Source organism: Candidatus Dedyshia acidiphila (assembly GCF_051025295.1).
In the GTDB taxonomy this organism is placed as follows: domain Bacteria; phylum Acidobacteriota; class Terriglobia; order Terriglobales; family Acidobacteriaceae; genus KBS-83.
Genome location: NZ_JBMGJV010000019.1, coordinates 1 through 20,355, shown reverse-complemented (window position 1 = coordinate 20,355; position 20,355 = coordinate 1). Strand labels below are relative to the sequence as shown.

Genomic DNA, 20,355 nt, shown 5'->3' with positions numbered 1-20,355 from the left:
ATCACGTTTGAAAGGACAGTCGCAGCAGACAGCGCTTCACTATGATGCTCTGCACTCCGAAGTTGAGTCAAATGCGACTGTCACTCCGCCCCTGCCATGCTGATAGATACCATCCTCACCGGGTGCAGGGAAGAAGTGGATCCAGAGCGGCGGCAACGGCTGGCTACCGCTTCTTCTCCGCCGTCCCGGTCTTCCCGGCCGCCTGCATGCGGAGGCCATCGCGCTCATCGATGGTGACGATCTGGTCCGCGGGCACGGCGGCGTAGACGTGTTCGTTTCCGTTTGGCCAGCGCACGGTGAGGTCAACTGACGTGACGTGCCCCAGGCCGAAGTGCAGTCGGGGGTCGTTGCTTGAGAAGAAGCTGCTTTGGCTGAGCACCTCCTGTGCCTGCCGCTTGCCGGCGTATCGCGCAGTGACACGCGCGCCGATAGCAGACCGGTTTGAGGTTCGTCCGATCAGCTTCACCTTGATCCAGTGCGTGCCTGCGCCGCGTGGCAGATCATTGCGGAGCAGCGACGGCGGCTCATTCAGGTTGACCACAAGGACGTCGATGTCTCCGTCATTATCGAAGTCGCCGAAGGCAGCGCCGCGGCTGGAGTGAGCAGCAGCAATGCCGGGACCAGCCTCCGCGACAAGCTCGTCGAAGCGGCCGTTGCCGAGGTTGCGAAACACGACGCGCGGCGTCTTCGCGGGGTACGCCGGCAGCTTGGCCTCCACCTCCGGATACACCGTGCCGGTGACCAGCAGCAGATCGGGGTTCCCGTCATTGTCCAGATCGACGATCCCGGTGCCCCATCCGGTAAAGCGTGTTTCCACCGCCAAGTGCGCGGTTTCGGTCGCGTCGTCGAAGTTGCCCTTGCCCAGGTTGCGATAGAGCACGCTGGTGTCGTCGCTGAAGTGTGTCTTGAAGATGTCGAGCCGTCCGTCGAGGTTGTAGTCGCCGATGCCCACACCCATCCCGGCCTGCTCCACGCCGTCATCGCTCAGCGCCACGCCACGCGCGAGCGCCTCCTCACGGAAGGTGCCGTCGTGGTTGTTCATGAAGAGCACGCTGGGTACCGAGTCGCAGGCGACATAGATATCCGGCCAGCCATCATCGTCGAAGTCGGCGGCCACGGCGGTCAGTCCGTAGGTCTCCTTCACGCGGCTGACGCCGGCAGCGTCACTGACGTCCGTAAACGTACCATCGCCGTTGTTACGATATAACCAATGCCGGCCGTAGGGCAGGCCGCGAGGGCCGCAGTTCACAGGGATGCTGCGGAAATTGCAATTCACGTTGGCGCCGGGCTTCGGCACGTTCTGCATATCGAAGTCGATGTAATTGGAGACGAAAAGATCGAGGTGCCCGTCACGGTTGTAGTCGACGAAGGTGCATCCTGCTCCCCACCGCTTCTTGCCTTCGTACAGCAGGCCGGCCGGCCCGGTGACCTCGGCAAAGGTGCCGTTGCCGTTGTTGCGGTAGAGCTTGTTTTGACCCCAGTAGGTGATAAACAGGTCTTCGTAACCGTCGTTGTTGTAATCACCCACGCAGACACCGCAGGCCCAGCCCACGTGTTCCAGGCCCGCATCGTGTGTGATGTCAGTGAAGGTGCCGTCGCGATTGTTGTGATAGAGCCGGTTGGTGGTGCCGCCTGGTGTCTCGCCCAGGCGCTGTCCGCTGAGCAGGAAGATATCCAGCCAGCCATCGTTGTCGTAGTCAAAGAAGGCGCAGCCGCAGCCGATCGCTTCGAGGATGTAGTCCTTGTGCGACGGGTCTCCGTAGATGACGGGAGCGTGCAGGCCAGCAGCTTGGGCCACGTCCGTAAATCGAGCCCCAAAGGGAGGCGCGGTGCTTCGGAGACGCGCCTGCGGCTTCACTTTGCGCGTCGCCACGCCTTGGCCGAAGAGAGCGGAGGCGGCGGAGTAAGCGGCGGTCCCCAGCAATGCCTGGAGGGTCTGTCTGCGAGTCGGCATCTAGTCTCGTGCGGTCGCCGAGCCGGCTGCTTGTGGTGGCGCAGTGGTCAGGTGGACGCGGTTGCGCTCCGTTTGCTCTGCGCGATCGTGTTCAACGGCGCTGCCCAGGCGGGCGGCGACGCGTGCTGCGTCTTCGGTCCGTCCTATGCGACGATATGCAGCGACCAATTGGTTGAGCGATGTGCGATCGTTCGCGTCGTAGCGCACGCCGCTTTCAAGCTCAGCGATCGCCTCCTCGGTGTGCCCGGTCTTCAGGTCCAGCTTGCCAAGTTCACCGTAGGCAACGGCCAGCGTGGGATCGAGCGTGATGGCGCGCTTCAGCAGCCGATGCGCCTCGTTGAAGCGTGCCTCGCCGGAAGAGGCGCCCTCGCGCACCAGCACGTCCGCCAACAGATAGTGGAGCGTGGGGTCAGCCGGGTGCGAGCGCAGCCGCGTCCGGAGTAAGTGCTCGGCCTGCTGCAACTTGCTACTGTCGCGAAGCAGAACGCCGAGCCCGACCGCTCCGTAGAGCCGTGAGGGCTGCAGGCGATCGGCGGCTTCGAAGTCTGCAGTGGCGGCATCATTGGCTCCGGTCTGGGCGCGAACGGCGCCACGCAGCGCGATCAAGGCTGCGGACTCCGGATTCTGCGCGATGCCCGCATTCAGGATGTCCAGTGCAGCGGCAGGGGACTCGTGCTCCATGCTGAGCGTGGCCAGGTCGATGTAGTTGCGTTCGTCGTGGGGGTTCTGCTGCGCTGCACGCCGATAGGCCGCAATCGCATCCTCGAGTTTGTGGTCGCAGTTGTAGGCCGCACCGAGCAGGTTCACCGTGTCGCCATGCATACCTTGGCCCGCTGCATCGAGCGCCTGCAGGACGGGAACGGCATCGCGGCATCGACCAGCTTGCACGTAAGCGACCGCGCGGTCGTACTCGAGCTCCGGACGATCCGGGTGTTCCGCAGCGAGGCGCTCGAACAGCAGGACAGCCGGGCCGGTGTCCCCCGTCGAGAGCAGGCAATCGCCCTCCTGCATCTCTGCCTCGACGTTGCCGCGCAGCGCGGTGCCCGCGTGAACAAAGTGAGCATTGGCCGCCGGGCAGTCGTGGCGCTCGTACGCGAGCACGCCCGCCATAGCGTGAGCCACCTGGTTGGCAGGGTCGCGGGCAAGCAGGCGATTGAGATACGTCGCGGCTCGCGCATCGCGCGCCTGATAGGCGACCTGGGAGGCGGCCTCAAGCACCGGAACGCTGTCGTGGGTCAGCCGCAAGGTCTGGTCGAAGCTCGCCAGGCTCTGCGCATTTCTGCCGAGGCCAGCGAGCGCCAGGCTCTTCACCATCGAGGAGTGAGCGTCGCCCGGATGTGCAGCCAAGGCACGTTCGGCGCTGCTGAGCGCGGCCGCGTACTGATGTTCGGTGAGCAACTGCTCGGGCGTTCCTGGGGATTGTGTCTGGCCAGACGAGGTGCGTGCCAACATGGCGAACGCGAGTGCGATCGCGCACATCTGCACACGCCTGAAGATCAACGCTTGCCATGCGGGGCGAGTGCTCGGTCGGCGGTGCGCCTCGGGAGAGATGCATATCACGGCCGGGGGCTGGAGGAGCGACGGCATGTTGTGCCTATTGTCTACAAACAGCACGCGCCAGGCGAACCTGGCGCGGCTTTTGTACGGATGTCACTCGGAGAGAGTTCTGAATCAGTGCTTCAGAACTCGAACCGGGCGCCCAGCTGAATGATTCGCGGCTGCAGGCTGGAGAGTGCCTGGCCGAAGGTGCCGGAGCCGATGTTGTAATCCACCGTGCCGAAGTTGGTGTGGTTGATCACGTTGAAGCCGTCCACGCGCAACTGAAGGTTGGCCTTTTCCCCGCCGAACCACGGTAGTGGATTGTTCTTGAGCACGCTCGCGTCCCACTCGAACACGCCCGGATTCCGGAAGGTATTGCGGTGCTCATTGCCCTCGGTCCCGGGCAGTGGCGCACTGAAGCCGATTGGCTCGCCGTTGATGTCGCGACCGAACACACCGCCCTTCCGGCTGTAGTCGCTGTGGGTGAACTTATGGCGGATGTTTGGCTGCACATTCGGAAAGTCCTGAGCATTGCCGTCGGCGTTGTAGTCGCCGGCAGTCACGCTGGTGAAGCGACCGTCGACCAGCAGACCGCCATCGTCGGCGCCGCCTCCCCAGGAGTTGTAATTTACAGCAGTCCAGGGTGTCCCTGACTCCGCAACGAACAGATGCGTCGTCTGCCATCCGCCGGCCACGATCTTGAGCAGCCGCTGGTTCGGTGAGGGGATCTGATAAGAGCCGGAGAGCTTGAAGGTGTTCGGCTGGTCGAAGGAGGAGCTGCCGTAGTAGCTGGTTCCCAGGCCATGCTGGTCAGGTGGGCAGTCCAGGCCGTTGTTGTACACGTACCGCGTGCTGCAGGTGCCGTAATCCAGTGCGTGCGACCAGGTGTAGGAGGCTTGGTAGTCCACCGTCTTATAGCGCTGCTGCAGCGAGAAGATGACGCTGTTGTAGTTGCCCTGGTCGAAGTTGCCCGCATAGATCAGGCTGCCGAAGCTGGGGTTCAGGCGCTTGGGGCTGCCGTTGTTGCGGATCAGATCGCCGGCGCTGCGATTGAAGTCTGTGCCGGAGAGCTGGTCCCACGAGTAGGACCCGGTGTAGGTGATGCCAGCGATCGCGTTCAGGCCGAGCTGCTGGCTGATGCCCAGTGCGTAGTTCAAGGTGGGAGGAGTGGTGATGTTCGGATCGATGCCCTGCACCGCGCTCGCCGACCCGACGATGCCGCCGTGCGCATCGAGCGATCCGGACTGGAAGGCCGGCAGAATGTAACCGTAGGGGTAAACATTGCTGGTGCCGAAGCTGTAGATGGGCTGCGTCGGGTTGCCGGTGTTGACTCCGAAATTGGGCGTGACCCAGCCTGGCGGGTTGCCGCGGAGCTGGTCCACGACCTGGCCCAGGCTGATCTGGTCGCGGTACAGGCCGGCGCCTCCGTGAACCGTCATGCGGCCGGAGGTGCCGGGCGCCCAGGAGAAGCCGATGCGCGGCGACCAGTTGTTGTTGAGGCTGCCATTGAACACGTTCTTGCTGACGCGGATCGAGGCGTTGGCGAACTGCGCATCGATCTGTCCGGGGCTGAGTAGCTTGGTCGAGAGCACCGGGATCGTGTTCGAGATCAACGTGTAGGTGCGGTATTTGAAACCTTGCGGATTGCCAAAATCATCCCAGCGCAGACCGAGCTGGAGCGTGAGGTTCGCCTTCAGCTTCCAGTTGTCTTGCACGAACGCGCCGAAGTTGTTGCCCTGGACCCCGAACTGGAAGGGCTTGACCTGCCCGGTCAGCGGATCGTAGGCGACGCCGCTCTCCTGGTAGACCTTGTCCTGCACGAAATCGGCGAGTCCGTTGTTGAACGAGAAGCTGGGACGCGCGTAGTTGCCGGCAAAGTCGGCGGAGTCGTTGCCATGCGAAGCCTGGAAGCCGGCGCGGATATCGTGGCGCCCGCGCACAAAGGTGACGACATCGCGCCACGTGTACTGGTGCTGGGCGAAGTTGCCAGGGCCGAAGCCGCCGCCGAAGGCGGGGTTGCCGTTGGCGCCGACACCGTATTTGTTATTGAGCGCGAGCTCAGGCACTGCAGGTTCAGGAGCGTTGCGCGCGCCGGATACACGCTTGTAGCCGAACGCAGCCTCGTTCAGCAGGCTGGGCGAGAACACGTGCGTGTAGTTGATCGAGTACAGCGAACTAAAGGTGCCCGTCACGCTGTTGAAGGCCGGACGCGGGTCGATCGTCTGGACCTGGTGGTTGATGTTGAAGTAGTAGGCGTAGATGCGGTCGCGGCCGCCGCGAAAGTTCTGATCCAGTCGCAGGCTGTACTGCAGGCCGTTGTTGAACGGCGCCGTCGTCTGGTTGACGTTGTCGATGAACGGAACATTGCAGGCGCCGGTGGGCGTGGAGCATTGCGTCGCCAGATCAGGCGAGGTGTAGTACTTCACGCTCTGGAAGTTGATCCCGACGGCGGGAAACCTGGTCAAGATCTGTGTGCCGGTGGTGTTCGGGAAGCGCTGCTGCGCAAGCGAGACGAATGCTGGATCCTCATTGGCGAAGAAGTTGGTGCCATTCGGCTGCAACGACGCCAGCTTCTCCACCGAGGCGAAGAAGAACGTCTTGTCCTTATAGATGGGACCGCCCAGTGTGGCGGCGTACTCGAAGCGGCGGTAGGGCTGGATGGCACTGTTCGGCGCGGTGAAGAAGTAGCGCGCCTGCAGATCCTGGTTGTAGTAGCTGATCTCACCGGTGCCGTGGAACTTGTTGACGCCGGAGCGGGTGGTGAGCTCGGTGGTAACGCCGGCGCCCCCTGCGTAATCCACCGCGAATGTGTTGGTCTGCAGCGAGATCTCGCGCAGTGAGTCCGGGTTTGGCGTGATGTTGTTGGTGCCGCCGGTGATGTTGCTGTCGCTCTCGATGCCGTCGATGACGTACAGATTACTGCCGAAGAAGTGGCCGTTTGCATTAGCCTGCGGAGTCTGCTCGTTCTGGAAGTTGTCTAGATTCTGCGAGTAGCCGCCAACGCCGGGTGCGGCATTCACCAGGTTGAGCGTGCCACGATTCTGCAACGGCAGGGTGCGCACCTGCTCGGTATCGAGCGTCGTCTGCACGCGATTCTCTTCCGGATTCAGCGCGGGCGGTGTGGCGTTCACCTGCACCTGGCTGCTGGACCCGCCGACCCGCATCGTGACATTCACGCCGGCGCGCTGGGCTGTCTGGAGGGTGACCGGAACGCTCTGCGGGCCGAAGCCGGCCGCGTTCACCTGAATCTGATAGCTGCCGGGGCCGAGGCTCTCGAAGTGATAGGTGCCAGAGGGATCGGTCTGGGTGGTCGCCTGCTGGTTGGTTTCAATATTCGTGATCGTAACCGTGGCATTTGGCACCACGGCGGAGGATGGATCCGTCACCGTGCCCTGGACACTCGCGCTGAACTGGGCGAAACCGGGAACGGCGAGCAGCAGGAACAGCAGAACGCAGGAAAGGGGTGCGATGCGGTGGAGGAAGGAAGACGGGGTCCGAGACGTGGCCCGGGACAGGGGTGAGTATGCGGGGGGCATCATTGACTCTCCTGAAAAGGCTGCAGAGTAGCGTTGAAAGCGCTTGCATTGAACGGAAAAGACTACCACCGCGGCAATGCGCCACGGTAGGAAGTTCAGTAAGTCCGATCCGGCGCATGCTGTCTGCAGACTGCCGGTCGATTTGCGCACGCCAAAAACGAGGCTGCGACAAATTTGATGCTGCTGGCGGGGTGAACCGAGTCAGAGAAAGTGACGAATTCTGCAGACCAGGAAAAAAGAGGGGGGAGGGAAGGGCGAGGTTTGCGCGTTCTCGACCTGTAGGGAATTGGGATGGCGCCCCCCGCTTCCGCGGTGAAGTTTGCGTTGAATCCTGGCCACTTCCATCTGGAAGCCATTGAATGCGAACCTCTGCCGGCGTTCGTTGGCTTTCGCTCCGGGCCTAGAAGCGCGCTCCCTAGCCGTCTAAGATCGTCCCAGGATCACCGCCATGCTGAGGCTACGGGTCGAGGAGACCAGCCTTGCTCTCTAGCACAAGAGGATGTTCGGGAATCATGGAGTCGCACGGTCCTGGCTGCTGGTCACTCCGTTGGCAGGTCACGGAGAGACTCTGAGCTATGCTCAGCGTGTCTGGGAACGACGCGCGTTCCAATCAGCCGCTGCCAATTTCCATGAGCAAACATCTGCTTCTGCTCGGGAGAAAGGGTGGTTTCTTCCAGGAAAGTTCGCCCCGGCTTACCCGGACGGTACTGATAAGGATAGTCGGTAGAGAAGAGAATTCGCTCTGGACCAACGATCTCAAGCGTTCGGAGTAAATAAGGGTGGCTCCACATCCCGCTCGGCGTGATGTACAAGTTCTGCCGCACATAGTCCATTACGGGTCTTTGCAGTCTTGCGACACGCGCGAGTGAGCTCAGCCGTTCGAGATAGAAGAGAACGACTTCACCCCAGTGACCGAGAATCATCTGTAGATCTGGGAAGATGTCAAAGACGCCCGCCAGCATCAATCGGATGAATTGGATCCCAGCTTCATAGTGCCAACCCAAGCCAAACGTCGCAAATGCAGTGTCGATTGGATCTCCGAATCCTGAGTAGTAGATCTCCCTGACAGCGCGTTGTGGAATCTGGGGATGCACAAAGATCGGAACGCCGAGCCTTGCGGCAGCTTCGAAGATCGGCCGGAACTCCGGATGGTCTAAGTTCTTATCCCGCGTGCGGCCACAGAGCATCGCTCCAACCAATCCAAGGGTTTGAACGCTGCGTTCCAACTCGCTTGCCGCCTGTTGCGGCGCCGCAGTCGGCAATGTCGCGAAGCCTTGGAATCGTGTCGGGTGCTTCAATATGGCAGCAGCGAGCCGGTCATTCGTGCTTTGCGCCAGCGCCACACTCTGTTCCGGTTCAAGGTTGTGCAGGGCTGGAGTGGTCACAGATAACACCTGGACATCCACACCGCCTTCGTCCATCAGGGAGATTCGCCCGTGTCCCAGGTCATTGAGCCGTTCCTCGATGTCTCCCAGGTCGAAAGCCGCGGTGCCTTCTTGTCCGATCGCGGATGATGCCCAAGCCGCACGAATCTCAGCTGTCAGGAAGTGCTCTTCAATGGCGATCAACTTCATACTGGTTCCGCCTTCCTTCTGCTGCGGCTCATCGCATTATGTGATCGTTACGAATCTCGTCGTCGTGATGTCATTCGGGCTGTTTTGCCGGAATGCCGGTGGTGTACCACTTTTCGATCACGGCTCCGGACCCGAAGAACGGCTCGTGGCATGAGAGGCCGCGGTAGCTTGAGAACCGCGCATTCGGAAAACCTTGACGAACGCTGCCAAAGCCCCGGGGAGCCCAGTCCCATATTCCCATCTCGAGCCCGATTCGGTGCTCTTGCAGGTACTGCAGAAATTGCACTGTCGATTCAGGTGTGTCTGCGTTGCAGAAGTAGCTGCCCGACAGCCACTCCGTGATGATCACCGGGGCCCTGCGTGAGAAGTTTCCGAACTTCTGGTCCCATGCCTGACGAGTCTGGCCGTACTGCCGGAGCGCATAAGGGTGAGAGGCGTAAGCAACCTGCGGGTCGTCCAGCAGGGGTGCGCCGTCGATCACCTGCCCCACACCAAGACCGTCGGCAATGGCGACGTTGCGAGCGCCCGTCTCGCGCACCGTGCGCAGGGTGTCGGTCATCGCTGCCTTCCAGTTTCTCCAATTCTGCGGGTTGGGTTGGGGACGAGGCTCATTCAACAACTCGAACATGACGCCGCGATCATTTGCGAACTGCGGAGCGATCTCTCTCCAGACGCGGCGCGTGCCATCGCCGGGAAGATCGATAGCCTTTTCTCCGGGAACGTGTGACTCGTCCTGCACACAAACCATGACGGTGAGGCCGGCAGCCCGTGCTGCACGGATCGCACTGAGTGCTTTGCTCAGAAAAGAGCGGTCGTAGATTGGGCTCTCTGGATCTGCGGCTGCTTGGGCGATCTGGATCCGGACGGAATCGGCGCCGGCGTTGCGCATCTCCGCATACTCGTCCGGTGAGTAGTGGCTGTAGGCTGTCGCCCAGAAAGCTTGGTCCGCGCGTGCCAGGTTTGCGGGTGCTACCTCGAAAGCGATCTGGTAGAAGCCATGCGGGATCCAGGGTTGACCGTCCCGCAGGAGTTGGTTGCCGCTTACCTGGACCTCACCGCGATGCTGGTGGGATGCCTGACAGAAGCAACGGGCCGCGGGAAGCAAGGGAAGCGCGCAGGACAGCGCGAACAGGCAGGCAGACAGAGACGATCTCATGCTGTCTCGAGTATCTCTCAACCTGCCTGTGTGGTCTTGAGGACGTGCGCGGTCAGTGGTGGCCTTCCAGCGGAGATCGAACAGCCTCCCCTCGCGGCCCTTGTGGCTAAGCAGGTGCTCTAATCGCCTACCTGTACGTCCGCACCACTTGGATCGCCGGCGAACGTCCACACGCCATTTGCTCGGAAGGTGGAGCCGGTGCCGAAGGTATCTTCCAGGTACTGCATGTAGAACACCTGACCGTCTTTAACTTTCGCATGAACAGAAAAGGGAGAGACAAAGATCTTGTCCAGACGTTTGGAATGAACAGTAAAGGTGCCAAACACCGCCACATTTTCACCTGAGCTGAAGATATCTCTGATGGTGAAATCGTCGATGTGCCAGAACGTGTTCAGTGTTCGAAAGGTGTAAAGGACCCCCTCTCTTCCATCCTTGTGTGTCCCGGCCCAGGGCATCAATTTGTTGAGTTCTGGATTCTCGAATGTGAGCGAGACGTACACGGAAGTCTCCGCCATCAGGCGGTCGACGACAGACTTGTCCGTCGCACCTTCGAGAAGCTCTTTCACTATCTCCTCATTGCTTCTCTTCATAGTCGCTCTTTCCTCCCTGCCACTCGACGCGAGTATACCTTGACGTCAAGTAAAAGTGTGCTAGCATGACGCTTCAGTGGGAAAAGAAGTGTAGATGATCAGTTGGATGGTGATCTCGGGCCGAAGAAGTCCGAGTGCTCATACTGTCGAGGCGATCTCGGATGCAGAATGCCATGACCCTGAGCCATGGCGCGGGCCTGCGTTGCTAGTTGAGTCCCGGATGGAAGTCGGCTGCCAAAAGCGCGATCGGAGCAGCTCCAAGTGACACGGAACGGTCTCTAGGAGAGTGTTATGTGGAATAAAAAATCAGCTGGTGGTTGCTCATGGCGGGATGTCTCACGATTCGTCTCGGCGTTTGCTGTCATGCTTAGCATCTTCGCTGGGCCGTCGACTGCATTGGCCCAGAGCTCTTCGTCGGACACAGAATCGACCCAGCTACCTGCGAACTGGCGTGACATCAAAGACGGCGTGGGAGGTTTTCCCGCGGGCCCCATGCTGGAGATCGCGCTGCGCCGTACGACATCCGACAAGCTGGAGATGTTCAAGTGGCGCTCGCAGTTCATCGCGATGTTGAGTGCGCAGCCAGGCCCACTTGTGGAGCGCGAGTGGCATTCGACATGGGGCCTTCCTGAGAACACGGGCGCAGGCACCTGGACGGGTATGACGTGGTGGGAGAATCAGCAAAAATGGCAGGACATGGGCAATATGCTCTTCTCGACGCCCGTTGCCGCGAACTGGCTGAAGACACTCAACATGACCTTGATCTTCGTCAAGCCGCTCGATTCTCGTTTCGACCTTCACACACTGGCCCAATCCGGCTCGCAGGTGCTCGAATTGGGGTTGCTGGTCTTCCCTGATTCCAGCGCGGACGCCCCTGCTGCGGCTGAAAATTATCTCGACACTCTCAAAAAGCAGGGCGTCGAAACGTACCGCTTCGCCATCTATCCAAACCCGACCGGATTTCTCGGTCCGTATACGACGGCATACAACAAGAACGGGCCGCCTGCGGCCAAGGGCGAGAAGTGGTTCGTCTACATGGCGAGCTATGAATCGGCGGATGTGCGAACGCGGCTGCAATCAACCGATGGCGTCCGGCGCGCGTTCGAAGGGCTCACGAACTCGATGGTGAAAGAGCATTCAGACATACAGGTCATGACGCGGACCACCTCACAGGTGTGTATCAAGAAGACGACGAATGCCTGTTCACTCGACCCCGATGACTGCCACGTAGGCGTCATGGGTGGGGGGGATACCTGGGCTGCTACCTGCAGTGAACGCCCACAGCCGTGCGTGACGGAAGACAACGTCTGTTCACGCGTCTCTCCAAGGACCTGCGCCCTTGTCGGTGGCACGCGGGTGGACGCCTGCTCGAGTTTGCAGAAGTGAAGCAGGTGTCGGTGAGCTTACGTTCAGCGGCTTATTTGCATTTCGAAAAGTCCAGGCTCGTCGCAATGATGATGAGAAGCATCACTCGCAGCTTGTCTTCCATTTGTTGTGAGTTGGAGGCGTAAGAACGCAGCCATCTCAATTGCTCCTCGGAGCCGGCAGCTGTACGGAGCTTTACACTTATAGGCATCGGATTAGAGCGGCTCACTGGGTGTAGTCGTTGCAGACTGGTCGCGCGGACAGGAGACGAATTGTGCAAGGCCTATCAGACAAGGTAGCGCTGTTGACAGGGGGCTCGCGGGTATTGGTGCCACTATCGTCCAGAGCCTTGTTGCAGAGGGTGCGATCGTTGCGTTCAGTTATGTTTCGTCTAAGGAGATCGCGGAGCAGCTAGCGCTCACTCTGGACAGTACAGGAAGCGAGTGATAGCTCTTCACGCTGATCAGGCCGACAGCGCGCAGGTTAAAGAGCTCGTACTGCGGACCCACCGCCTATTCGGTCGCCTCGACATTATCGTGAACAATGCGGGCACGTTCGTCACGGGTTCGGTTAGCGACCCGTCCGCCGACATTGAAGCTTTCGATCATCAGTTCTCGATTAACGTGAAGGGCATCGCCACAATTGTGCGCGCAGCGCAGCAGTGAACAATGACCAGAAGGGGGTTCGAGAAGGGAAATTCAGCGCGCTAGCGAGAGTCCCAGCGCCACGCCACGGCAAGTAGCGGAAGAACCCAGCGAAGCGCGCCCGAAATCTTGCGTGCAGAGCCGGGATCGAGCGTCCGTTGGGCATGTTCGCAGGCGTACTCGTGGTGATCCTTGGCGATCTCGAGGCTCATAAGACCGTGCCTCCCATCCTGCAGGCGTCCGTGCGGTCAGGCACGTTGCAACCAGCAATCGCGGAGACCTGCATAGCAATGGCTGAAAACCTCTACGCCAAGAATCAAGAGTTGGCTCGAGTGGAGGCGATCCGGTCCACCTCACTCGCGGCGATGCTATTGATGCTTGCGGCCGTGGAGAAGGGCTTGGAAGTTGCCCAATCGGCTTTGACCAGAAGTCTGTCCGCTCAATTCTTCGGATCAGTCCGCAGTATGAATAACCACAATGGTGGCAAGTGGCCGCCCACCGAATCGGGTCGTCAGCACAGACCAAAGCAACCTCTTTTCAGAAATCCTTGCTTACGATACCTCCATCGTTGCTAAGCCTTAATCCACGGAAATCGCCGCAATTTCTCGGTTGTCTATGTGTATGACACGGCCCGCTTCAGAAGCCTTGGGCCAGCTAACGTTTTCTGTCACGTGGGCCACGGTGCTATCTCGTCTCTCTTGTTGAATGCACAGGAGGCTTCAGAGAAGGTAAGCGGGATATTCGTGAATACTGGACTCGCCAATGGGCTGCATTTGACCCTCACGTAGAAGTGCTAGAAGTGATCGTACGGGAGAATACAAACAGACGTCAGGGTTCACCAGCTGTTCAGAATCTCCAAGGGAAGGTTGTCTCGGACATAGAGGTGTGGAACGTCTACACCATTGAAGGCGGCCTGACTCAGCGTATGGACTTGTTAGAGGCTGACGCCCTTCCGCAGCATTCGCGCGTCCCAGCTAGCAAAAACTAGTATCTGTTATCCGACGTAAGCACAGACCTGACCTAGCTTGCTGGCTCTTCGAATTGCCGAATAGCGCCCCAACCCAGCGCAGAACCGGTCCTGCGAGAGCTGAGACTTCGGATATCGACGCCTCAAGCGGCGTCCTCGCGTCTCCCTGTGGAGAAGGTTCTGCGCTTTGTCCAGCCCGCAGGAAGGAGCTCCGGCTCACCAGCTGTTTGAGCGAGGCCTGTCTCCCGGATCACTATTCGCGAGGTAAGCGTCGGCCCTTTCATATGGAGATCGGCCGCCCAGGACTGTTCGCAGCTGGAGACGTACGCGACAACTCAGTGGAGCGATGTGCGACTGCAGTCGAAGATGGCGCAACAGCCGTGTCGATGGTTCACCAGTTCCTTGCGGCCGGTTGAGAGTGCGTATCCCATCTTCGATTCCCAAAGCTGCCAAGCGACCTCTTTTCACATCCAGATGCCCGGACGTATGTCGCCCCGACTAGGCCGATGCTTAAGCTCCACGAGCGCCATAGCTGCAACTACTTCAGGGGAACACTCTGCAACACTTCTCCAGGCGCTAAGAACTCGTTATGACCTGGTGTCCGGCGCGGCGGACGTATCGCCATCCTCCCCGGTCAGACGAAGGCGGAAGAGTTCTCGACCCTCGTCCACGAGACCGCGCACGAGATGCTGCACAAGCCGAGCGCCGGACAGCGACGACATACCGCGCGCGTGACCGAAGCCGAGGGCTGGAGCGGCACAGCATCGTAGCCTTGGACACCTGAACCGAGGTTGGGCGTGAGGTCGGTCCAGGCAATGGGGCTTCAGACATTCCTATGCGAACGAGCAATAAGCGTTTCGTTCGCAGTGATAAGCCCGTCACGCTGGAGGACTACTGACGTTGGAGAAGGTCCGCTGCGGCGCGACTCGGATATGTCGGCAGACCCGATCCTGCGGTGTCGGAACTTAGGCGCTGACTGTCCCGCCGCGGCGCTAACAGCCACAAGTGTGTCCCACTCCTGTTGCTTCGATCTCCCCAGATTTTGCATACCCACCTTGATCGTCACCACCTGTGCCAGCGGCTAGACGCAGGAACCAGTTTGTCTTGAGAGAGGAAGTCGAGAAGTCGCGTTGTAGGGAACACGGCGAGAGGCCGAAGCGCAATCCAAAGTGTTGGTCGAAACCGCCTGCTCGCTTATTCTCAGCAGAGAGAGTCTGCTTGGCATCTCTCTTATATAGGCAGCGAGCTCTGAGTAGTCACCACTCATCTGCCCTGATGCTAACAATATGCGCGCCATGACATCTGGTTCCGCGGCAGACGTCCGTGCCTCTTCAAATCTCACAACGGCATGCGCATACCCTTCAAAAAGGCTCATCGCGAGGTCACTTCTGATATCGCCGTCGATCTCCGTTAACACCAACCAGAGGCGGAGTGTAGTAGAACTTGAGTTATTCAATTCCGTAACCTTGGACATCCTCGTAGACCACCATTCGTGTCTTTGGTGAGTTACTGCAGTGCTTCTATTTATAATGATTGCGCTGCAGCCAGGGAGATCTTTTGCGACCAGTAAGTTCCCGAAGCGCCGAGTTGGAACAGCTTTGTCGCTCTCGGGAATCGTCACAGAAGTGCTATTGGAACTGCACGGAAAGAGGGATCCCCTCCAGGACTAACGCTTTCAATCAGGTCGCGCAACGTCGCCGGTCCTGGTGAAGCTTGGGGGAGCCGCGATTGTTTGGCTCCTTACCCGAACCGTAGTGCACAGGGAGTGCACTCACCTGCGTCGCGCCTCCGAGCCGATCACCAGCTTACGCGAGCTTCAACGGCCGCCAGAATTGCAGTGGACTCCGGCCTGACTGTCCCTGATCTTCCCCGCGAACGGCGTCGAACTTCCATTGCATGTGACGACTCTGTAGATCAAGGATGTTCGCGGTTGATGCGGGTCAACTCGGGCATGAAGCCTAGGATGACGATGTGGGCAGCCCGAGGTCACCTCTCGTCCAACCTCTCGCACGTGGAGGATGGGAGGAGGTACCGGCCGTACGCGGCAATTCATCCCTGATTCCAACGAGATCTACGCATTCAGGAGTGATCTGCTGCGTCAAGAACACAGTCGCATACGGAAGCCATGAAGTGTCCTCCGCCTCGAAGACGCTACTGCCGGGCGGCCAAACGTTGGCGACCATTTATGTCTTCAGCGAACCATATCGTCGGATGTAATTCCAGGAGTCCAGCCGCAATGGTCTGCTAGCCTGCTTGACTCGCCTGCATACTGATGATGCTCATCTCACAGTAACTGCCCTCGTCCCGTTTCTGTACCATGCCCTGTTCCGGGAATCAGCATCTGTCTACTCGCCTCAAGTACCTACCTCTGCGGTTACGCAAAGAATGTTTTTGTCGATAGATGCCTTGTAGATATGGCGCACGGCTCACACGACGTCATTCACAAATGCCCGTAAGCAGATTTGCTTTCAGATCTCAGTGCAGAGGATCATATGACTCACTACGACATGACATGCGACAGGACACAGGAAGATCCTTGTCGCGGCGCTTGATGAGGACCCTCGCTCCGCTCTCTTACAGTCTTCGCCTTCTAAGATCAAGACTGATTCACCTGGTTGTTCCGATCGCGCTGATCACGGGCAGCCTTTCTGCTCAGGCGTCCGCTCCAGATGGGATCTTTAGCGATCTTTCTGTCCAGTACGATGGTGGCGTAGCGAATCCTACGGACGGATCGACCGGTAACGCACTGCAACAGACAATGCTGGCTGCGTACCGCTGGGGAATTGCCCACAGAGGTGCGCGCGCGACAGTGGTTGTTGCAGCAGAGTACCCTATCTCTGGAAGCCGCTTACTCGTCCCAGGAAACGTCGACCTGGTATGCTCGAGTTACACTCCCGAGAACTACTCGGGTGGATGCCACATACAGCAGACAGACTCCGGTAACAACACCGCGACAGGTGGGTCGCCACTCTTGGTGATCGACTATACATCTGGCTTTCTCTCCGATAACAAAACACGCTGCTCGACTTCCGACAAACCCCAGCAGCCTGATTGCTTGATTGTCAATGGCTCGGGTGCGAGCATTCGAGGCTTCTCTTTGAGCGGGCAAGCGAGCTTGGCCGGAGCCGGAGACATAGGTATCCAAGTGCTTGGGAGTGGCGTGCATGTACAAGACACCAACGAACGATTCTTTGGAGGGCCCGGCATTTCTACCTTCGGTGGTATCAGCAACAGCTTTGACTGGAATTTTGGTACGAATGTCGACATGTGGTGGTGTGCCCATCCCTCTCAGATAAGAGGGCGCCTCGGTGGGATGGAATTACAAATGCTCGATGGAGAAGCCAGTCACAATCAGTACAGTACAGGCTGTGCATTCGTCAAAGGAAGCAGATCTTCATTAGAGTATCCATTTCTTGGCAGTATGCACGTGGGGGGCGGCGGTAACCTAATCCAATCAAACCTTCTCCAGGCTGACGGGATGGGTCTCATCGTCGAAGGTCAAGAAGAGCGCATTCTTTCAAATCGGGTAGAGTTTCACTCACGAGAGGCGATCTTTAATGACTCATGGGCCAGTGTCTTCTCACAAAACGTCATACTATCGGCCTGCTTGGATCCTAACCTCGCAAATCTAAGACCGGGCTCTCTTGATGGCGGCGTCCCCTTATATCCTCACGTGCCCGCGCGTTTCTCCCTGGGGCAGATCCTTATGGACGCCAACGGAAACGTAGAGCAAGTCGTGGGGACAGCTAACGGGCAATCAGGTTTGTCAGATGCAGACGCACCGGACTGGGCTGTTACTGCCGGTGGGATTGCCTTTGGGAATGAGCTCACCTGGATGAACATCGGGCCATGGCAACCTGGATTCTCTAACGCCACAGATCCCGGATCTCCGCCGGCGCTGGTGAGTGGCCTATGCTACGCAGTGAATGACGTAGGTATCGGCAACACGTGGACGGGGAATCTTGACGGTGTTGAGGTTGGAATTGGAGGTCCGAGCTTTCTTCGCGGGGAGTACTCCATAGGTGGTCAAAGCGTAATTTCTGGGAACAAATGCCACCAGGACTGGCCTGATGCTTACGGTAATGGCCAGTGCTGGTGGGGTGGGGACCTGTACTCCAACGGCGGTCCTATAGGTATGGCGCCAAACCAACTCACGATCACTACTTCTGGTGGGGGGACCGCATGGGTAGGCGACTATAGTTACCTTGTGCTCATGGACACCGCTCCGCATCATTACAACAACTTCCAAGGAATGTCTAGTGGCCAGCATTTCTTTGTGGGTTCTGACACTGCTACGAATTTCGTTGATCCATGGACGGGATGGGGCGGAACACGGCAGAGCTTTTATGGGCATCCAGCGGTATTAACCTGCGGTGGCGTACCAGTGGCTATCGGCCCGGGAGCTTACTACGAGTTCGTCTACAATCCAGACGGAAGACACAACGTTCAGCAAGTTAATTGTCCCAGCGGTCTTTCCGACTCCGCGATCCCCACTCAGTCGTCCCCCAGTCTCACCGTCAGTCCTGGAACGCTTGTCTTCTCCGCGCAAGATGAGTTAACGCCGAGTGTTGCCCAGCAGATCAGTGTGACCAACACGGGCAATGCGAATGTGCAGATCGTCTTCTCCGTTACGGGAGACTTCAGCTACACCAGTTCGTGTGGGCCCGTTCTGGCTGGCGGAGCCTCTTGCGTCGTGTCCGTAACCTTCGACCCAAGCGGGCCGGGAGCGCGCACTGGAACGCTCACCCTTAGTGATTCCATCGCCGGCTTCTCGCAAACTGTTGCTCTGAGTGGCACCGGAGTCGATGTGAGCAATACGCATCCTTCGGTGACACTGTCATCAGCTTCGGGTGCGCTGCAGTTGTCGCCAGGGATAAATGCAGCTACCGCAGATCTGGTCTTGACCCCAGTGAACGGTTTCATGGGAAATGTAACTCTCACCTGCAGCATTTCAGCCGCGGATGGCAGTATGACGGCTGATGCGCCAAGCTGCGCAGTGATTAATGAGACGGTGTCGCTAAAAGATGGTACGGCGAAAGCGCTCCAGCTCTCCGTGGCACAGACACATGAGAGCGCCATGCTCAAAGACCCGTCCAGCGGCTATCTCTGCACGTTTCGATTGGCGGGCCTTTGCATGTTTGGCCTCTGTGCAATCGGGCGACATAAGAAGGTGGCAGCTATGCTTTTGATCGTTACATGCATGGTAGGCGTGACCGGGTGCGGCTATACGCCAAACGCGAACAACTCCGCATCCTTCACCGTGACCGTCAAAGCATCGGCTGGCAACGCCAAGGCGTCACTCAACCTTCCCTTGAAGGTGCAGAAGTAGCGGCACTTTTTGGCACCGGCAACGAGTTTGTCAAATGGCAGCTCAAGTTCTTTCATTGAAGTGAAAGACCTTGAGCTGTGTAGTATGTGATGGGTCGCGCGCAGTTTCTGAGTTCATGTTCGCCGGCCAGCACGTTGCCTTTCGCCACTTGTGTGGCATGTCCACTAAACCTATTCAGCATCTCCTGTCATCAGTGGCACTGCACTGGCGCCGACACTTCGAGCGCTGCCGGCCCGCCGATGCGGACAATCAAACTCGGGCAGCTGGATGTTCGGCTTCCTTCAGTCCGACACTGCCTATGCCCCTGATATAGCAAGCCCTCGATTAGCACCTTCTCCAGATTCTCCAATTCTGGTCGCGATCGCACACGGAACGTCTCAATGACCTCGAACGCGATCGAGACGAGGTGGGCCGAGGGATTAGCGAGAAGGCACGCGCTGCATTCGCTTCGAGCTGGCTTAAGCAGTCACTCGGTGCTCTGTCGTCAGATGCTCCGCGTTCCGACGCGCAGACCCGCAATGTGGGCGCCCGGAGGATGCAGGTTCACGAATTGTCATCGAAACTTGCGAGCTGACCGCTGCCCCGTCGAACTCGGATGCAAGACGGACGAAGCAGTGTGACGTTACCGGCAAGTGGCGCCACGAGCAAGGTGCGGAAGTGCCAGACCCCGGTCGAGTCTGCTGTTCTTGTGCCCAGCTGGGAAGAAGCCGGTGGTACGATTGCAGCATTCGAGATTGGCGCCGAATAGCAGAAGGGCGGTTCACCCGCGTGCTGACAGGAGCCGCAACGCGTTCATGTGCATTCTTGCAGAATCATGGTTGCATACCCATGACCTATTCCGGTCACTAGATGAAAGACTTGCGTCCGACTGTCAAACTAGGTTTCTGCCCACCTCGTTACGGCGAAGAGGGCCCGATCAGGTTGCGCAACGTGGTGCAACAGTCGTGCTGTCCGCTCTCCACCTGATCTCTCACCTGAGTGAGTGATTCGTAAGAGCACCATGCTGTGGACAGGTCGTGCTACTTAGGCGCGGCTCCCTCAGCGGCTCGAGTAAATGGCCAGCGAAAACTGGTCCATCTTACGCAATAGTCTTAGGAAGTGGAGAATCAGCGCTGTTTTACCCTGGCGCTCACCAGGCGTGAATCATTTGAACAAGGAGTGTTCCGTGAGCGTAAAGGAAACCCTTGCCAAGCACGTTGTATCCCAAATTGGTCAGAAACGCGTGGAGGGCACGGTAGTCTCCCGGATGGTGATATGTGGTGATGGCCAGCAGCGGCCGATGCCTCTTCAGGTAGGTTGCTCCACCAGAGAAGATCTCAGGCTCTGCGCCTTCAGCATCGCACTTGATGAACGTCGGTTTTACATCTAGTGAGTCGACTAGATCATCGAGCGTGTGGATCTGGATTTCATAAGATCCGGGGCTTTGAGGTTCGACAATCATTCCTCCTGCAGAATTGTCATCGTGCTCGAGAAAGTAAGCGCTTCCGTTCCGGCTGCCGAGCAAACAATTCTGCAGAATCGGCGTTGGCTGACCCCGCAGTTCGAACAATGCACGAATTGTTGAACACATCAAGCGAGAGGGCTCGACGGCGATAACGCGCTTCACTCTTCCCGTCACACGCGCGGCGAAAGCCCCCTCGCAGGCACCGATATCCAGAACTACGTCGTCAGGGCGAAGTTGGGTTGGACCAAAGAGGTAAA

At 58.8% G+C, this 20,355-nt stretch carries 10 protein-coding genes and 2 pseudogenes; 4 read left to right on the top strand and 8 right to left on the bottom strand.

The genetic code is table 11. The features are described from left to right. Positions 1-163: 163 nt before the first annotated feature. The 6 genes from AC5IJH_RS09630 to AC5IJH_RS09605 all read right to left on the bottom strand — a co-directional run bounded on the left by AC5IJH_RS09630 (position 164) and on the right by AC5IJH_RS09605 (position 10,325). On the bottom strand, positions 164-1,954 hold the full coding sequence (locus AC5IJH_RS09630) for a CRTAC1 family protein (RefSeq protein ID WP_491902601.1): 1,791 nt from the start codon (positions 1,952-1,954) through the stop codon (positions 164-166). Then, positions 1,955-3,433, bottom strand: coding sequence for a tetratricopeptide repeat protein (locus AC5IJH_RS09625; RefSeq protein ID WP_491902600.1), 1,479 nt, complete (start codon positions 3,431-3,433; stop codon positions 1,955-1,957). Positions 3,434-3,633: 200 nt separating this feature from the next. After that, positions 3,634-7,032: a TonB-dependent receptor gene (locus AC5IJH_RS09620; RefSeq protein ID WP_491902599.1), complete on the bottom strand. Its 3,399-nt coding sequence runs from the start codon at positions 7,030-7,032 to the stop codon at positions 3,634-3,636. A gap of 536 nt (positions 7,033-7,568) precedes the next feature. Continuing rightward, positions 7,569-8,603 carry an amidohydrolase family protein gene (locus tag AC5IJH_RS09615; protein ID WP_491902598.1) on the bottom strand — a complete coding sequence of 345 codons (1,035 nt, stop codon included), beginning with the start codon at positions 8,601-8,603 and terminating at the stop codon, positions 7,569-7,571. Positions 8,604-8,673: 70 nt separating this feature from the next. Next, positions 8,674-9,759 carry a glycoside hydrolase family 5 protein gene (locus AC5IJH_RS09610; protein ID WP_491902597.1) on the bottom strand — a complete coding sequence of 362 codons (1,086 nt, stop codon included), beginning with the start codon at positions 9,757-9,759 and terminating at the stop codon, positions 8,674-8,676. A 119-nt stretch (positions 9,760-9,878) separates the two neighbouring features. Next, on the bottom strand, positions 9,879-10,325 hold the full coding sequence (locus AC5IJH_RS09605; RefSeq protein WP_491902596.1) for a nuclear transport factor 2 family protein: 447 nt from the start codon (positions 10,323-10,325) through the stop codon (positions 9,879-9,881). A 492-nt stretch (positions 10,326-10,817) separates the two neighbouring features. On the opposite strand from AC5IJH_RS09605, the gene AC5IJH_RS09600 reads away from it, so the two are divergent. Next, positions 10,818-11,735, top strand: coding sequence for a hypothetical protein (locus tag AC5IJH_RS09600; RefSeq protein ID WP_491902595.1), 918 nt, complete (start codon positions 10,818-10,820; stop codon positions 11,733-11,735). Positions 11,736-12,145: 410 nt separating this feature from the next. Continuing rightward, positions 12,146-12,379 (top strand): annotated as a pseudogene (locus AC5IJH_RS09595) (SDR family NAD(P)-dependent oxidoreductase); the annotation flags it as partial. A gap of 41 nt (positions 12,380-12,420) precedes the next feature. Here the strand turns inward: AC5IJH_RS09595 and AC5IJH_RS09590 are convergent. Next, positions 12,421-12,570, bottom strand: a complete 150-nt coding sequence (locus tag AC5IJH_RS09590; RefSeq protein WP_491902594.1) for a hypothetical protein — start codon at positions 12,568-12,570, stop codon at positions 12,421-12,423. A 1,351-nt stretch (positions 12,571-13,921) separates the two neighbouring features. Here AC5IJH_RS09590 and AC5IJH_RS09585 point away from each other — a divergent pair. Both AC5IJH_RS09585 and AC5IJH_RS09580 read left to right on the top strand, forming a co-directional pair. Further along, positions 13,922-14,061: pseudogene (locus AC5IJH_RS09585) on the top strand (DUF1738 domain-containing protein); the annotation flags it as partial. Between the two features lie 2,238 nt (positions 14,062-16,299). Beyond that, positions 16,300-18,654, top strand: coding sequence for a choice-of-anchor D domain-containing protein (locus AC5IJH_RS09580; RefSeq protein ID WP_491902643.1), 2,355 nt, complete (start codon positions 16,300-16,302; stop codon positions 18,652-18,654). 1,129 nt (positions 18,655-19,783) lie between these two features. Here AC5IJH_RS09580 and AC5IJH_RS09575 read toward each other — a convergent pair. Then, a partial coding sequence (locus AC5IJH_RS09575; RefSeq protein ID WP_491902593.1) for an FkbM family methyltransferase occupies positions 19,784-20,355 on the bottom strand: 572 nt, incomplete at its 5' end.

Bases quoted from the DNA above. Each gene is read 5' to 3' on its own strand.
- AC5IJH_RS09630 (WP_491902601.1), bottom strand. From the start codon at position 1,954: ATGCCGACTCGCAGACAGACCCTCCAGGCATTGCTGGGGACCGCCGCT.
- AC5IJH_RS09625 (WP_491902600.1), bottom strand. From the start codon at position 3,433: ATGTGCGCGATCGCACTCGCGTTCGCCATGTTGGCACGCACCTCGTCT.
- AC5IJH_RS09620 (WP_491902599.1), bottom strand. From the start codon at position 7,032: ATGATGCCCCCCGCATACTCACCCCTGTCCCGGGCCACGTCTCGGACC.
- AC5IJH_RS09615 (WP_491902598.1), bottom strand. From the start codon at position 8,603: ATGAAGTTGATCGCCATTGAAGAGCACTTCCTGACAGCTGAGATTCGT.
- AC5IJH_RS09610 (WP_491902597.1), bottom strand. From the start codon at position 9,759: ATGAGATCGTCTCTGTCTGCCTGCCTGTTCGCGCTGTCCTGCGCGCTT.
- AC5IJH_RS09590 (WP_491902594.1), bottom strand. From the start codon at position 12,570: ATGAGCCTCGAGATCGCCAAGGATCACCACGAGTACGCCTGCGAACAT.